This is a genomic window from Streptomyces sp. NPDC001137 (assembly GCF_040298885.1).
In the GTDB taxonomy this organism is placed as follows: Bacteria; Actinomycetota; Actinomycetes; order Streptomycetales; family Streptomycetaceae; genus Streptomyces.
In genome coordinates this window covers 1-14,107 of the sequence record NZ_JBEPBA010000033.1, presented here as the reverse complement: position 1 = coordinate 14,107, position 14,107 = coordinate 1, and the positions used below count along the sequence as shown (strand labels likewise).

The 14,107-nt window shown below is 71.6% G+C and carries 8 protein-coding genes and 2 pseudogenes; 4 read left to right on the top strand and 6 right to left on the bottom strand.

Features of this window, described 5'->3' with window-relative positions; genetic code table 11:
• Window positions 1–31: 31 nt before the first annotated feature.
• From ABT254_RS41275 to ABT254_RS41265, 3 genes are all read right to left on the bottom strand, one after another.
• Window positions 32–880, bottom strand: a complete 849-nt coding sequence (locus ABT254_RS41275) for a chitosanase (protein ID WP_351482533.1) — start codon at window positions 878–880, stop codon at window positions 32–34.
• Between the two features lie 151 nt (window positions 881–1,031).
• Window positions 1,032–3,836: a SpoIIE family protein phosphatase gene (locus ABT254_RS41270; protein WP_351482532.1), complete on the bottom strand. Its 2,805-nt coding sequence runs from the start codon at window positions 3,834–3,836 to the stop codon at window positions 1,032–1,034.
• 103 nt (window positions 3,837–3,939) lie between these two features.
• Window positions 3,940–6,477, bottom strand: a complete 2,538-nt coding sequence (locus ABT254_RS41265; RefSeq protein WP_351482530.1) for a PP2C family protein-serine/threonine phosphatase — start codon at window positions 6,475–6,477, stop codon at window positions 3,940–3,942.
• 217 nt (window positions 6,478–6,694) lie between these two features.
• On the opposite strand from ABT254_RS41265, the gene ABT254_RS41260 reads away from it, so the two are divergent.
• Window positions 6,695–7,327: a GNAT family N-acetyltransferase gene (locus ABT254_RS41260; RefSeq protein WP_351482528.1), complete on the top strand. Its 633-nt coding sequence runs from the start codon at window positions 6,695–6,697 to the stop codon at window positions 7,325–7,327.
• 24 nt (window positions 7,328–7,351) lie between these two features.
• Here the strand turns inward: ABT254_RS41260 and ABT254_RS41255 are convergent, their stop codons facing one another.
• Together ABT254_RS41255 and ABT254_RS41250 are read right to left on the bottom strand one after the other, a co-directional pair.
• Window positions 7,352–9,082: a dolichyl-phosphate-mannose--protein mannosyltransferase gene (locus ABT254_RS41255; RefSeq protein WP_351482527.1), complete on the bottom strand. Its 1,731-nt coding sequence runs from the start codon at window positions 9,080–9,082 to the stop codon at window positions 7,352–7,354.
• A gap of 116 nt (window positions 9,083–9,198) precedes the next feature.
• Window positions 9,199–9,408: pseudogene (locus tag ABT254_RS41250) on the bottom strand (ThuA domain-containing protein); the annotation flags it as partial.
• A gap of 47 nt (window positions 9,409–9,455) precedes the next feature.
• Between ABT254_RS41250 and ABT254_RS41245 the strand changes: the two are divergent.
• On the top strand, window positions 9,456–10,235 hold the full coding sequence (locus ABT254_RS41245) for a maleylpyruvate isomerase family mycothiol-dependent enzyme (protein WP_351482526.1): 780 nt from the start codon (window positions 9,456–9,458) through the stop codon (window positions 10,233–10,235).
• 113 nt (window positions 10,236–10,348) lie between these two features.
• A pseudogene (locus ABT254_RS41240) lies at window positions 10,349–10,744 on the top strand (cytochrome P450); the annotation flags it as partial.
• A 174-nt stretch (window positions 10,745–10,918) separates the two neighbouring features.
• On the opposite strand, the gene ABT254_RS41235 reads toward ABT254_RS41240, so the two are convergent.
• On the bottom strand, window positions 10,919–11,773 hold the full coding sequence (locus ABT254_RS41235) for a class I SAM-dependent methyltransferase (protein WP_351482524.1): 855 nt from the start codon (window positions 11,771–11,773) through the stop codon (window positions 10,919–10,921).
• A gap of 171 nt (window positions 11,774–11,944) precedes the next feature.
• On the opposite strand from ABT254_RS41235, the gene ABT254_RS41230 reads away from it, so the two are divergent.
• A complete protein-coding gene (locus ABT254_RS41230) occupies window positions 11,945–14,002 on the top strand; it encodes a DUF1996 domain-containing protein (protein ID WP_351482522.1) in 2,058 nt (685 codons plus the stop codon).
• Window positions 14,003–14,107 lie beyond the last annotated feature (105 nt).

The window sequence follows — 14,107 nt, the reverse complement described above, 5'->3', positions numbered from 1 at the left end:
CGGGGGGCGGTACGGCAGCCCCGCGTACCGGTCAGCCGATGTGGTAACTGTCCCCGTAGACCTTCCAGTTCAGCGGGGTGTCGAGGCACAGATTGCCGTTGCGCAGGAAGACCCGCTGTTCCGTGTCGACGCGGCTGGTGTCGCTGTGCGCCTCCTCCTGCTTCATGGCCCACACCCGGGCGTCGAGGAAGGCGTTCAGGTACGCCACCTCGTCGCCGCCCTGCGCCGGCGGCTTGGCCTTGTTGAGGGCGCGCTTGCGTATGTTGCGGAAGCTGGTGGGGTCGTCGCCGTCGCCGTGCATGACGATGGCGTCGTAGTACGCGAACTGGCCCAGCGTCCCGATCCGGTCCGCCTTGCCCTGCCGGACGGCCGGGTTGAAGTACACGCGGTCGCGCTCGTCGTTCTGTGCCTGCTGGAACGCGCTGTCCTGGGCCGCCTTGCGCCAGTCGCGGGGGAAGTTGGGGTCCAGCCCCTCGTGCGAGTCGGAACCGTTCACCGCACGCAGCGCAGGAAGGTATTTGGCGAGAACGTTGCCGGGCTTGCGGTCGGTGTAGAGCTGGACGAGGTCGAGCATGTCGCCGGTGCCGGAGCAGAAGCCGATGATCCCGGCGGTGTAGCCGCGGCCGTCGCCGATGTCCTCGATGTACTTGTACTGCGCCTTCCAGTCGAGCGAGGAGTTCTCCGCGCTCGACACCAGCTTCATGGCGATCTCCTTCTTCGCCGGGTCGTCGAGGCCCACGCAGCCCGCCGCGGCCGGGTCGGCCGAGGCGTGCGAGGGCCGCAGGAACGGCGCTGCTGCCAGGGATGCGCCGGCCGCCACGAGGACGGTGCGGCGTGCGATGCGGGCGGGATGTGCGGGGTCGCTGGAGAGGTGCCTCACGGGGGGCTCCAAGTGGTGGTGGGGGGTGGCGAGTTGATGGCGTTCGACACTGATAGGAAGGTTTCCTATCAGAGGAGGAGGGTGACGCACACCCGTCGCGGAAGAAGTTCGTAGAGACGTACGAAGCAGGTACGGACCAAAAGGGGGTGAGTCAGGGCAGCGGCTGTTCCGCCCAGATGACCTTGCCCTCGGGGGTGTACCGGGTGCCCCAGCGATCGGCCAGCTGCGCCACCAGGAACAGCCCACGGCCACCCTCGTCCGTCATCGCCGCATACCGAAGGTGCGGCGATGTGCTGCTGCTGTCGAAGACCTCGCAGATCAGGGTGCGGTCGTACAGCACGCGCACATGGATGGGATCGGCGCCGTAGCGGATCGCGTTGGTCACCAGCTCGCTCAGGATCAGCTCCGTGGTGAACGTCAGCTCGTCGAGCCCCCACTCGGTGAGTCTGCGGCTGACGGAGGCACGTACCTCCCCGACGGCCGCCGGGTCGTTGCGCACCTGCCACTCGGCGATCCGGTCGGCGTCGAGTCCGCGGGTACGGGCCACGATCAGGGCGACGTCGTCGCTCGGCCGGGCCGGCAGCTGTGATTCGAGCACCACCCGGCAGGTGTCCTCCGGCGACTCGCCCGCGCGCTCCAGCGCGCCGCGCAGCAGTGCGAGCCCCTCGTCGATGTCCCGCTCCCGGTCCTCGACCAGTCCGTCCGTGTACAGGACGAGACGGCTGCCCTCCTCCAGCACGAGGTCGGCCGTCTCGAACGGCAGTCCGCCGAGGCCGAGCGGGGGACCGGCGGGCACGTCGGGGAACTCCACCTCGCCGTCGGGCCGGATGAGGGCCGGCGGCGGATGCCCGGCGCGGGCGATGGTGCACGTCCGCGACACCGGGTCGTAGATCGCGTACAGGCAGGTGGCGCCGGTGACCGGGGCGCTGCCGCCGTCCGCCGTCTCGTCCTGGTCGATACGGCCGACCAACTCGTCCAGCAGCGCCAGGAGTTCGTCCGGCGGCAGGTCCAGGGCGGAGAAGTTGTGGACCGCCGTGCGCAGCCGCCCCATCGTGGCCGCGGCGTGCAGCCCGTGCCCGACGACGTCGCCGACCACCAGCGCGACACGGGCACCCGACAGCGGCAGTACGTCGAACCAGTCCCCGCCGACTCCGGCCTGAGCGGGCAGATACCGGTAGGCGATGTCCAGGGCACTCTGCTCGGGCAGGCGGCGGGGCAGCAGACTGCGCTGCAAAGTCACGGCCATGCTGTGCTCGCGCGTGTAGCGGCGGGCGTTGTCGATGGAGACCGCGGCGCGGGCCACCAGCTCCTCGGCGAGGGCCAGTTCGTCCGCGTCGAAGGGCTCGGGCTTCTCGGAGCGCCAGAAGCTGACCACCCCGAGCAGCAGCGACCCGGCCCGCAGCGGCACGGTGATCAGCGAGTGGATGCCGTACTCGACGACCTGCGCGGTGCGCTCCAGATCCTGCGCGTGCCAGCCCGGCGCCGCGCCGAGGTCCGGCTCCAGCACGGCCTGCCCCGAGTGCAGGCTGCGGCCATGCGGTGAGGAGTCGACGAACTTGATCTGCCGGCCCACCTTGTACAGCGGGGCGTCCTCGCGGATCCCGCTCGACGCGGTACGGCGCAGGGCGGTCGCCGCCTCCGGCTGGCCCCCGCCCAGCACCGCGTCGAACAGGTCGACCGTGGCGAAATCGGCGAACCGCGGCACGGCGAGCTCCGCCAACTCCTCCGCGGTGCGGGCGACATCCAGACTGGTGCCGATGCCCACCCCGGCGTCGTACAGCATGTTGAGCCGTTCCCGCGCCGTCTCCGCCCGGCCGGACAGGGCGCGCAGCTCGGTCGAGTCGCGCAGCGTGGCGACGCTGCCCGGCGGGCCGCCCTGGACGTCCGTGGGCCGCTGGTTGACCGCGAGGAGCCGGTCCTTGACCAGGTGCACCTCGTCGGTGGCGACGCGCCCGGAAGCCAGCAACTCGGCCGTGTCCGGGGCGAGGCCCAGGTCGAGGACGTGCCTGCCCTCGGCGTCCGCGGGCAGGTCGAGCAGTCGGTGCGCCTCGTCGTTGGCGAGCAGCAGCCGTCCCTCACCGCTGACGATGAGCACGCCCTCGCGCACGGCGTGCAGCACCGCGTCGTGGTGCTCGTACATGCGGGTCATCTCGTGCGGGCCCAGGCCGTGCGTCTGGCGCAGCAGCCGTCTGCTCACCAGCGCGGTGCCGCCCGTGGCCAGGGCGAGCCCCCCGGCCGCGGCGAACAGCACGAGGGGCAGCTGCCGGTCGGCGGTGCCGCCCACGGTCGCGGTCGTGATGCCCGCCGAGACCAGGCCCACCACCTTGCCGTCGGGATCCTTGATCGGCACGACCGCCTGCACCAGCCGCCCGATCGTCCCGTTGATCTCCTCGACCACCGTTCCGCCGGCCAGGGCGGGCTCGATCGTCCCCACGAACTTCTTGCCGATGCGGTTCGGTTTGGGGTGCGTGTAGCGAATGCCGTCGGTGTTCATGACGACGATGAAGTCGACGCCGGTAGCCTTGCGGGCGGCCTCCGCCCGCGGCTGCAGAATCGCCGTGGGGTGCGGGCTGTCGAGCGCCTCACGGGTGCCCGGCGCATTGGCGAACGCCTGGGCGACGGCGACCGACCGATTGCGGGCCTCCTGTGTGCTGTCGTGCCGGACCTGCAAATAGAGCGCCCCCACCGCGGCGACCACCAGCAGCAGCACGATCACCACCTGCAGGACGAACACCTGCCGGGCGATGCTGCGCTGGGTCAGCGCGGAGCGCAACGCCGTGATGCGGCCCGGTTCCGTATCGCCCGTGTGCCCTGTCCGCCGGGCGGGCGCGCTGCCCGTCGTCCGCGTCGAGTGCCGCCCGTGCGCTGCGTGGGCGCGATCGGTCGCGCGGCGGGCACGGGGACCGCCGGGACGGCGGTGCGACCGGGTCCCGGAACGGTCCGGAAGTCGGACCATGTGCCCATGTCTACACTGCCGGGCCGCGTGAGGCGAGAGGCGTCACTCCGAGTGACGGAGATCGTCCCGGTCCGAGTGCCGATGGCACGGGCGTGAGGCCGTGTCACTGCTGGTTCCCGTGCACCGCACGGCGCGTGGCGAGAAGCAGCGCGATGTCGTCGGGACGGTCCGCGGAGTGTCTGGCCGTCGCGGTGAGGCGGTCGGCGACCCCGGCGAGCGGACGCCGGCCCCGACGGACGGCAGGCGCGCCGACCTTCGCCAGGGCCACCCGCAGAGCGGTGATGCCCTCGTCGATGTCGACGCCGGGCCGCTCGACCAGGCCGTCCGTGTACAGCGCGAGGACGGCGCCGGGCTCGATGCACAGCTCGGCGACGGGGTACTGGGCGTGCGGATCCACCCCGAGCACCACGCCGCCGGGCAGGTCAAGCACCTCGGTGTGGCCGTCCGGGTGACGCAGCAGCGGCGGCGGATGTCCGGCGCGGGCCGCCCGCGCGAGGCCCGAGGCCGGGTCCAGCCGGATGTAGCAGCAGCTCGCGAACTGTCCGGGATCCAGGTCGATCAGCAGATGGTTGGTGCCGCTCATCACCTCGTCGGGCGGCCGGTCACCGAGCGCGAACGCCCTGACCGCGCTGCGCAGTTGCCCCATGGTGGCGGCTGCCTGCACGCCGTGCCCCTGCACATCGCCGATGACCAGCGCCAGACCGTCGCCCGCCTCGACGACGTCGTACCAGTCGCCGCCCACCTCCATGCCCTGTGTGCCCGGCAGATAGCGGCCGGTGGTCTCCACCTGCGGGTGGGCCGAGAGCCGGCGGGGGAGCAGGGCCTGCTGCAGTCCGCGGGCGAGCGCCGCCTCGCTCTCGTAGCGCTTGGCCTTCTCCATGGCGTGGGCGATCAGACCGGCGAGCGCGGTGAGCGCCGTGCGCTCCTCGGTGCTGAAGCTGCGTGAACCGTCGAAGCCCAGGATGCAGGAGCCCACCGGACGCCCGGAGGCGATCAGCGGCAGGAAGGCGCGGGCCCCCTCGTCCGCGTCCAGCGGAATGCCCGGATAGGCGGCGGCCAGCTGCTCCATCGAGTCGAAGAAGATCGGCCGGCCGCTGGTCAGCGTCTCGACCCCGGGCAGATGGGCGTCCAGGCTCACGCCCTCGAAGGGGGTGAGGAACCCTTTGGGGAAGCCGTTCTCCCAGGCCAGGTACAGGTGCCGGTCCTGGAGCAGATAGATGGCGAGGCGGCGGCCGCCGAACGCGGGCAGCAGTTCCCGCATGACCACGGCGGCCACCTGCCGTGCGGTGACCGCCTCCGTCAGCGCGATGGCGAGCACGATGGGGCGGTACAGCGGAGCCATCGACGGGACCCTGGCCGAGGTGGCGTCGGCCGGGTCCCGGGTGAGGTCGGCGGCCGCGTCCGCCACGCGGTTCGCCGGGCGGAAGGTGCAGGTCAGCACGTCCGGTCCGGGGTATACACAGACGTCGAGCCAGGCGCCCTCGTACGATGGGTCCTCGTCCTGCGCGCCGTCCGTGGCGGGCCGCGCGACATGGAAGCGCACCGGCTCAGGGGCGAGCAGCGCACTGCGCAGATGGTCCTCGAAGGCGGGCTGGTTGTTCAGCCACGGAACGGCCTCCCACAGGGGACGGCTCAGCAGCTGCGTCCGGGAGGAGTGCAGCAGCTGTCCGGCGCGCGGGTTGGCGTAGAGGACCAGCCCCAGCCGGTCCAGGCAGAGCACGCCGTCGGGCAGCAGATCGGCGGCGGCGTCGGCCGCCGCACCGGGACCGGGATCGACGATGAAACCACGGACCGGATGCGCGCCGGACGGCGTGCCGGGCGGGGCGGGGGCCGCGTACGGGCTCCACAGCTCCACCAGGCGCAGTGCGCCGTCCTCGGCCCGCACATACAGCGGCAGGGGCGGCGGTCTTCCCGCCGCCGTCTCCCGCAGCGCGGCCAGCACGCGCTGGGTCTCGGCCGGCGCCACGGCCTCCACCAGCGCCTCCACGGAGGTGGCGAACGCGTCGATCGACACCCCCAGCAGGGCGGGCAGACGCTCGTCCACGGTCACGACGTCCGTCACCGGGTCCCAGGCGAAACCCCCGGCACGACCCGCGGGCGGGCGCGCGCCGGGCGGCCGTACGCACACGGGCTCCCCGTCCCAGGCGACCGACGACCTGCCGCCGTCCTCCAGCCGCCGCAGGGCCGTGCCCAGGTCCTCGGCCAGCCGCACCATGCGGTCGCGGTGGTGGAGCAGCTCGGTGGCGTCCGTGGTGGAGGGCCGCAGCACGCTCAGCACACCGAAGGTCGTCGATCCGCAGCCGATCGGTACGTGCATCGACCCGAACTGGAACGGCAGCCCGGCCGCGAACTGGGGATAGCGGCGCATCGTCTCCGCAGCGTTCGGCAGGACCACCTGCACGCCCAGCCGGTAGGCGTCGGCCACCGGGAACGGGCGGTCCGCATGCAGCCGCCACCAGGGCCGGAACAGCGGGCCGGGCAGCCCCGTGAGCACCGCCAGCCGCAGCAGTCCGGGCGTGCCGGAGCGCAGATAGACCGCTCCCGAGTGCCCGCCGGCCGCGCCGATCGCCTCCGTCGAGGCGTCGATCAGCAGTGCGGCCAGCTGCCCGGGCGTCCGGTGTGCGTACTGCGCGCGAGTCATCGGCCCTACCTCGTCCGTACGCCGTCCAGCGGGCGACACAGCAAGAATGCGCCACGACCGGCGTCTGGCGCACCTGGTCGGTCCCAGTCTTCGCAGACGAATCATGGCTCCCGGGTGCCGCATGCACGACGGCCTTCCGCTTCCCCGCCGCCTGTGAGAGAGACGCGGAGCCGTACAGGACCTTGTGGGAGCGCTCCCAAGCGTGCAGGATGCTGCGGTGACTGCGACGCCCGCCATCCGCCCCTACCGCTGCGAGGACCGCGAAGCCCTCGACGACATCTGCATCCGCACCGCGCACAACGGCCAGGACAGCCGCCCCGTCTACGCGGACCCCGCCATCTTCCCGGCGATCTTCGCGGCGCCCTATGTCGTGCTGGAGCCGGAGTCGGCCTTCGTCCTGGACGACGGGCACGGCCGGGCGGTCGGCTACATCCTCGGCACCGCGGACACGCCCCGCTTCGTCGAGGCCTTCCGCACGAAGTGGCTGCCGCAGGTCGCCGACCGTCACCCGCAGCCCTCCGGACCGCCGAGGACCCCGGACGACCACATGATCCCCCTGCTGCACCACCCGGAACGGATGATCGTCCCCGAGGTCGCCGCCTACCCCGCCCATCTGCACATCGACCTGCTCCCCGCATGGCAGGGCCGTGGTCATGGCCGCGAGCTGATGCGGACCTTCCTGCGGGCCCTGCACGACCGGGACGTCGCCGCCGTACACCTCTCCATGGTCACGGCAAACACCCCGGCCAGAGCCTTCTACGACCGCCTGGGCTTCCACCGGATCGACGTGCCGGACCCGGGACCGGTCACGTATCTCGGCCGCTCGACAGGTGAGTTGGACACCCTCTGACGACCGGGCACGTCAGCCACGGCTTCAGATCCAGGTGTCCAGCCACATCCGGGCCCGCCAGTCGCCGTACGGGATCGTCGTGCCCGTGTACAGCGGATAGAAGTAGATGAAGTTCCAAGCGATGAGCAGCACCAGCACGCCCGCGCCCACCGCGCCGACCAGCCGGCGCCGCTCGTCGGCCCCCGACGGCCCCAGCAGGGCGCCGACCATCATGGCGACGGCCAGGCACAGGTAGGGCACGAACACGACGGCGTAGAAGGAGAAGACCGTACGGTCCTGGTAGTCGAACCACGGAAGGTATCCGGCGCCGACCGCGCACAGGACCGCGCCCGCACGCCAGTCGCGGCGCAGCGCCCACCGGAACAGCAGATAGAGCAGCGCGCCGCAGGCCGCCCACCACAGCAGCGGAGTGCCCAGGCCCAGGATCTCCTGCGAGCAGCCGGTCGCGGCGTGACAGCCCTGCTGCCCGGCCTTGGGCGACTGGTAGTAGAACGCCACGGGACGCCCCTGGACCAGCCAGCTCCACGGATTGGACTGGTAGCGGTGCGGGGCGTGGAGGCCGATGTTGAACTCGTACACGGCGTGTTCGTAGTGCCACAGGCTGCGCAGCGGAGCCGGTATCCAGGACCAGGTGCCGCCGCGGCCGTCCGCCCAGTGCCGGTTGTAACCGTCGTCGGACAGGAACCATCCGGTCCAGGTCGCCAGATACGTCACCACGGCGACCGGCACCAGGGAGACCATCGACAAGCCGAGGTCCTTGCGCAGCACCGCCCGGTAGGGGTGGCCCGCCCCGGCCACGCGGCGGGCGCCGACGTCCCACAGGAGAGTCAGGGCCGTGAAGAAGACGAGGAAGTAGAGGCCGTTCCACTTGCTCGCGGCGGCCAGCCCCAGGAGGACGCCGGCCGCGAGCCGCCAGGGACGCAGGCCCATGCCGACCTGTTCGCCGGTGTACGCATCGGGACGCGCGAAGCCGTCGTCGCCGACGGGCAGGGCCGCGGCCAGGCGGGCCCGCGCCTTGTCCCGGTCGACCAGCAGGCAGCCGAACGCCGCCAGCGCGAAGAACATCACGATCAGGTCGAGCAGGGCGGTGCGGCTCATCACGAGGTGCAGGCCGTCCACCGCCAGCAGCGCACCGGCGAGACAGCCGAGCAGCGTCGAACGGAACAGCCGGCGCCCTATTCGGCACAGCATGAGCACGGACAGGGTGCCCAGCGCCGCCGTCATGAACCGCCAGCCGAACGGGTCGAGTCCGAACATCCCCTCGCCGAGGGCGATCACCCACTTGCCCATCGGCGGGTGCGCGACGAAGCTGCCCGTGTCGGAGAGCGGGATCACCTGGGGGTGCGCCAGGATCTGCGGGTCGGCGATCTTGCGGTCCGGCCAGCTGCCCTCGTAGCCGAGCCGCAGCATCGCCCAGGCGTCCTTGGCGTAGTACGTCTCGTCGAAGACGACGGCCCGTGGCCGGCCCAGCTGCCAGAACCGGAGTGCGCCCGCCAGCACGGCGACGAGAACCGGTCCCAGCCAGTGCATGGAGTGCGCGAGACGGCGGGCTGTCCGAGGGCCGAGGCCCGCCAACTCCCAGACTCTCGTGGCCGGTTCGGGGAAGGGCGGCACCAGCCGGGTCCGGGTGTCGGTCCGGGGGGCTGCCGCGTACCCGAACCGCCGCAGCCGCTGGGCCCAGGGGGTCGCCTCGGGGACAGCGGTGGTGCGGGCGTCTTCGTCGACGTCGGACCGTGTGGGGGTGTCACTCGTCACCGGATCATCGTAGGGAACGCCAGTGCGGTTGGGGTTAGGCGCCCGGGGGTGCGGTGCGGCGTGGTGCGGGGCCCCGACCGCACCGGCGCGGCGGTCGGGGCCCTTCGCGCATCGACTCAGGAGTGCGCGCGCAGGTGCGAACTCGCGGTACCGCCCAGCCACTTCAGTCCGTCGAGCAGGAGGCGGTTCTGTGTCTCGCTCGCGAACGTCGACGACAGGGTGGTGTTGGTGTCGTAGTTCGTCGCGTTGTGGCCGAAGTTGCCGCACAGCATCCGGTACTTGGTGTTCGTCCACAGGATCGGGTAGTAGCCGCTGTACCAGCTCTCGCGGAATCCGAGTGCGGCACAGGCGCCGGTTCGCCCATCATGAGCGGATGACTTCGCTGACCTTCGATCGTTTCTGTCGCGAAATCGTCACCCAGACCGAGCTGCTCAGAGCACACATCAAAGGAGCCGACACCAGTACCCCGGTCTCCACTTGTCCCGGCTGGGATCTCGGTCGGCTGCTGCGGCACGTGGGTGGGGATCACCGCTGGGCGGAGGAGGTGGTCCGGACGCGAGCCGTCGAACCCGTTCCCGGCGACCCCGTCGACGACCCGGCCGCATACGCCCAGCTGGACGACGGCGCACTGGACGGCTGGCTCGCCGAGGGGGCCGCGCAACTCGGTGCCACCCTGCGCGATGCCGGCCCCGATGCGCGGGTGTGGACGCCGGCCCACGAGCGGAACACCTCGTTCTTCTGGGCCAGGAGGATGACGCACGAGACCCTCGTGCACCGCGCCGATGCCGCGCTGGCGACCGGTGCCGCATTCACGCTCGACGAAGATCTGGCCGTGGACGCGGTGCAGGAGTGGATGGAGTTCGCGACGGTCCCCGAGGCGTACGAGCCCCGGGCGGGAGCACCCGGCCTGCTCGGCCCCGGCCGTACGCTCCAGTTCGAGGCCACCGGGGCCGGGCAGTGGCACGTCGACCTCGGCGGCGACCGGCCCGTGTGGCACAGCGGGCGCGCGGCGGCCGCAGCGACCGCGAAGGGGCCCGTGACGGACCTGCTCCTGTTCCTCTACCGCCGCCCCTCACCGGCCGTGACCACCGGAGGTGACGAGGAACTGCTCGAACTGTGGCTGAAGCGCACCGGGTTCTGGCTGGAAGCATGAGAAGGGGCAGCCAGGGCGTGGCGGAGGAAATGCGGCACGTCGGATTGCCCCAGGTGCGCGGCTGGGCAGACATGAAGGCGAATTGGTCACCTTGAAGGCAGCATGAGGCCGAGGTGCGCGGCGACCGGCCCATCACCTTCGACGACCTCACCGGCCTGCCGTATCTGAACCGGGTCATCACGGAGGTCCTGAGCCCGCATCACATGGGGTGGATCGTGACCCGGCGCACGCTCACCGAGACCCGGCTCGGCGAGTGGACCCTGCCCGCCGACACCGAGCTCGCGTACTGCCGGCACGCCCTGCACCGTGACCCGGAGTACTACCCGGAACCGCTGAAGGTCGATCCGGACCGGTGGCTGGACGACAAGCAGAAGCCCCCGCCGGGCGGCTTCCTCCCCTTCGGCGCGGGCAAGCACAAGTGCCTGGGGGACAGGTTCGCGATGACCGAGCTCACCACGAGCCCGGCCACGATTCTGCGCCGGGTGCGGCTGGAGCCGGCGCCGGGTCAGATCGTCCGCCCCGTCGGCCCGGCCACCGCACGGCCCGGGAAGCCGGCTGAGACGACGGACCACCGCGGACAGGCCCTCCCCTTTCCTGCGCCGGAACGCACGGTTCACGCGTCGCCGGTCCGCCGCCGTGGCCGCACCCTGTCATCGGGGACATGCGGCGCCACGGCGTGCCGGTCACTGAGCCGCGCGGCGAACAGCGGCATCGCGGGCCGACCGCCGGCCGGCGGCCCCTGCCTTGCGGCCCCGCACGCCCCAGGCGCGTGCCCGGAGCGCGATCGAGCCGTCCGGACGAGTCGGCACTCGCTCCCGCAGCGTTTCCCGCAGTTGCTCCTCGGCGGCCGGAGCGAGCGAGGCGACGTAACCGGGGGCGGGGCCCTGCCCAGACAGGAACGGATCCCACAGGTCGGCGAAGTCGGCGAAGCGGGTGGCGACTTCGAGGGGCACGACCTCCACCTCGACCAGCGCCGCCTCGCTCCACAGCCGCCGCAGTGGGGCCGGGCGGCACAGCGGGAAACGGCGGCCCTCGTCCAACTCGGCCGCCGACGTCGGGTCGACGACGGTCACGGCGTCCCAGAAGTGCCGTAGAAACCCCATGCCTTCGGCGTAGTCCCACACATACGCGGCGACCAGCCCGCCGGGCGCCACCACGCGCGCGGCTTCGGCGACCGCTGCACCGGGCTCGGGGAGGAAGTTGAGGACCAGCCCGCTGACGACCACGTCCACCGCGGCCTCGCCCACGGGAAGGGCCTGTGCGTCGGCCCGGGCGAAGAGCGCGGGAGGGGACCCGTGCGCCCGCGCCTCGGCCACGAAGCCGGCGGACCGTTCCACCCCGAGCAGCGTCCGGGGCCCGCACCGGCGCGCCACGGTCGACGTCAATGCTCCCGAACCGCAGCCCACGTCCAGCCAGCGAGCCCCGGGCGCACACGCCAGCCAGGCCACGAACTCGTCGGCCACCAGACGGCTCCACCGCCCCATGTACCGCTCGTACGCGTCCCCGGCGGTCCACACCTCGAAGTCCTGTCCGGCCACGCTTCCACTGTGCCGTGCTGTCCTGGTTTGTGCCACGTGTGGGGATGTGGGGGCACGCGCTTTCTGAGAGGTTCGTATGAATCTGTGGGGTGCTTGAACACGCCGGTTCCGCCGTCCGTATGTGGCGAGGGATTTCCATGCCCGACCGCCGTGATCCGTAGGAGAACTCTCGTGGGACGCAACACGCGCAGACGCCCAACAGGCCCGCGCCGCGCAACCTTTGCGGCATTCGCGCTGATGCTGGGCGGAGGCGGGCTGGTGGCGGCCAATGTCTACGCCTCCGCGACGGAGGGCGGTTCGGGCACGGACGCGCAGACGCGCAGTGCCGCCGCAGGCACGATCGACTGCCCTGATGTCGGCAGCAATTTGACGCAGGTGCCGGACCAGGCGCGGGGCGACGTCGACAAGGAACTCGCCTCGATGGACCAGCAGATAGCGGAGGCATACCAGCGGTTGCAGGCCGCGACGCCGGAACAGCGCCAGGACAGCGGCTACACCGACGAACAGGTCATGAAGCCGCTCAAGGAGCAGCGCAGCGAGTCCCTCGACCGCATCGGCAACGCCATGGACCAGGCCGGCGGGCGTCCCGACGGGCTCGGCTCCATGGCGGACTGTTCGATGCGCACCTGGAACGACCAGAACGGCGGCCAGGGTTCGGAAGGCGGCCAGCAGCAGGGACAGGGCGACCAGCAGAACGGCGGCGGTCAACAGGCCGGCAACGGAGGCCAGGCCGGCAACGGGCCGGTCGTCGGGGACTACCAGGACATCAACACGGTGCAGCCCAACGCCCCGGCGCCGGACCTCAAGTCCTTCGTCTCCAAGGGCACCTTCACCACCAGCTGCGGTGTGAACGAGAACGGCCTGCGCAACTCCGACAACGTGATCGTCGCCCCGGGCGTCACCAATGGCGCCCACCACTTCCACGACTACGTGGGCAACCAGTCCAACAATGCCTTCGCCAGCGACGACGACCTCGCGAACGCCCAGACCAGCTGCGAGAACCCGGGCGACAAGTCCACGTACTACTGGCCGGTGCTGCGGCTGCAGAACGGCAGCCAGGACAAGGACGCGAACTCGCCCGGCGGCGGCATCGAGGGCAACGCCGGCCAGATCGTGACGCCCAAGCAGGTCACGATGACGTTCATCGGCAGCCCGCGCAGCCAGGTCACGGAGATGCCCCGTCTGCTGCGCATCATCACCGGTGACGCGAAAGCGTTCGTGAACGGACCGGCCAACGCCAACGCCTCCTGGAGCTGCACCGGTTTCGAGGACCGGCAGCTCAAGGACAAGTACCCGCTGTGCCCGCAGGGCAGCGACGTGGTGCGCACCTTCCGGTTCCAGAGCTGCTGGGACGGACGCAACATCGACAGCGCCAACCACCGCACCCACGTGGCCTTCGCCGACGCCTCCGGCAACTGCCAGAACGGCTTCAAAGCCATCCCGCAACTGGTGCAGCGCATCGTCTACGACGTGAAGGCGCCGAGCCTTCAGGACGGCGGCCGTACGACCCCGCTGTTCGCGGTGGACTCCTTCCCTGAGCAGCTGCACAAGCCGGTCACCGACCACGGCGACTTCATCAACGTCTTCGACGAGGGCCTCATGAAGGAGGTCGTGTCCTGCATCAACGACGGCCGTGAGTGCGGCGCGGGCACCGGCGAGGACCCGGGCTCCGGCGGCGGAGCGACCCAGCAGCCGACCGAGAAGCCGACGGACCAGCCGAGCGAGCAGCCCACCGAACAGCCCACGGCCACCGACCAGCCCACCCAGCAGCCGACCGCCCAGCCCACCGACGACCCGACCACGCCGCCCGCCGGCGACGACAACGGCAACTCGGGCGACGGGTCCGGCAAGGGGAACTCCGGCAGCGGATCCGACGGCCAGAACGCGCAGCCCACGACCACCGCCGCGGAGACCGGGCAGCCCGCGAACGACGACAAGCCCACCATCTCCAGCACGTCGGAACCGCGGGTCTACGCGACGTCCAAGGCCTCCCACAGCGCCGCGGCCGCCCCGGCGAACGGCGGCACCAACGCCGGCGACACCTCCGCCCAGCCCCAGGGCACAGGTGGGAACGGCGGCGCGGTCGGCAACCTGACCGAGCCGCAGGCGGCTCAGAGCGGCGCGCTGGCCGAGACCGGTACGACCTTGTGGCCCGCCACGGCCGGTACCGTCCTGCTCCTCGCAGGGCTGTTCCTGCTGACCCGTACCCGGCGCAATTACCTGCGCTGACGTCTGGGGGCGCTGCGCAGCAGCACGAGCGGCAGGGGCCGCCGCCGGACCGGCGGCGGCCCCCGCCCCACCCATAGGAAGGTCAACCAGCTGAAAAACACTACC

Coding starts and splice junctions, on each gene's coding strand:
- ABT254_RS41270 (WP_351482532.1), bottom strand. CDS start 3,836: ATGGTCCGACTTCCGGACCGTTCCGGGACCCGGTCGCACCGCCGTCCC.
- ABT254_RS41265 (WP_351482530.1), bottom strand. CDS start 6,477: ATGACTCGCGCGCAGTACGCACACCGGACGCCCGGGCAGCTGGCCGCA.
- ABT254_RS41245 (WP_351482526.1), top strand. CDS start 9,456: ATGACTTCGCTGACCTTCGATCGTTTCTGTCGCGAAATCGTCACCCAG.